The organism is Vibrio sp. 1288 (assembly GCF_033344475.1).
Map to the genome: position 1 here is coordinate 1 of NZ_JAWPOX010000084.1, position 1,683 is coordinate 1,683.

Consider the following 1,683-nt stretch of genomic DNA (forward strand, 5'->3'; position numbering starts at 1 on the left):
ACTCGTTTACCTGCACGTGGAAATTGACGAGATCCAGAAATCTCTATTAGGGAATCAACCGCATAAAAGACGCAATCGTTGTCATGACCCGGCAGAGGGGGGATCGAACCGAGGTGTGCACGGTGAGCCAGAATCACAGCATCATGTTCGCTACGTAGAGTGTCGAAGCTAATGTCTTTGCCGATCTCAACGCCGAACTGAGTTTTGATACCCAGCATCGCCAAGTAGCTGTATTCGAAGTCGATAACGTCGCGCGGTAAACGGTATTCAGGGATACCCACACGCATCATGCCGCCGTAAACGTCTAGCTTTTCGTAAATCGTTACTTCGTGGCCTTGACGACGAAGCTCAATAGCCGCTTGCGCGCCAGCAGGGCCTGCACCTACGATCGCAATGTGTTTGTTCGTCAGAGGCGCAATGTTGAGATCCCAGTGATCTTGGTTATCCATTTTCTCTGCAACGAAACGTTTGATGCCCGCTACGCTGATTGGTTGACCGAACTCTGTGTTACGACGACAAGACGCTTCACAAGGGTGGGCACAGATGCGGCCAAGCGTTTGAGGTAGGAATAGTTTGCTGCGGATCAGATCCAAAGCGCCTTGGAAATTCCCTTCACCAGCCATGCGAACGTACTGTTTTACGTCTGTGTGCATTGGACATGCGGTTTGACATGCCGGATCGGCATCACCCATACAGCCATCGACAATCATTTGCGCGGTGTCGTATAGCTTTTGGCTAAAAATTACATTGTTCATTAACTGCGGTTTCCGTGTTGATTAGCTCTTGCCGTTGATAACGTTCACTTCAGGATTCTTCTGCTCGTAGTGAGCATGGCTGTACTCGATCCATGAGCCGTCGTAGTTGTAAACGCCTTCTGCACCTAGTACTTCAGTAAGAATCATGGTGGTGTGGGCAGAGCGAACACCAGACTGGCAGTAAGCGATAACTTTCTTACCTTTGATGATGTCGCCGTAAAGGGCTTGCAGTTCTTCTGCTGATTTCAGCGTCGTGTCTTCGTTTAACGCTTTGGTCCAGTTAATGTGAACACTGCTTGGGATAGTGCCCGGACCGTATGCGCCAGAAACCGCAACTTCCCCGTTGAACTCGTCGTTGCCGCGAGTATCTAGGATCACCCAATCAGGGTTGTTTTGCGCTGCGATAACCATGTCTAGCGTTGCTAGGGCGTTGTTATCTTGTTGTGTGTTAGGTGCGTTGTATTCAACCGCTGCAACGCTTTGGTTTGCAGAACCTGTTGGGTAGCCAGCGCCCATCCAAGCGTTCAAGCCCCCGTCAAGGTAACGAACATCTTGATGGCCAAGGTTATGGATTTGCCAGTAAAGACGCGCAGCATCGTGGTGTGAGCCCGCAGCGTAGACGACGATTGTGCTGTCTGTTGTTGCGCCGAAGCTGCCTAGGATTGTTTCCATTTCTTCTGTGCTATTACTCATACCGCCGAAGTCGTAGGCGTCTTCAGTCGCTGAGTAATCGTTACGCCACATAGTGTAAGAACCAGAAATAGGACTATCTGGTTTGATAGGGTTTAGCGCACCGATCACAACCACGTCTTTGTCACCATCCATCAGCGATTTCAGTTGTTGTGCAGAGATGAAGTGTTCTGGGTGAGCGTACTGTGTGAACTTCTGCTCTTGAGCAGCAGCATCCACTATTACAGCCTCAGCAGAG

General features: G+C 50.1%; 2 protein-coding genes. Both read right to left on the reverse strand.

From position 1 onward, the window contains the following. The coding region (locus R8O11_RS24735) for an NAD(P)-binding protein (protein WP_318194546.1) at nucleotides 1-755 on the reverse strand (755 nt) is incomplete at its 3' end. 21 nt (nucleotides 756-776) lie between these two features. After that, the coding region (locus tag R8O11_RS24740) for a sulfurtransferase (protein ID WP_318194547.1) at nucleotides 777-1,683 on the reverse strand (907 nt) is incomplete at its 5' end.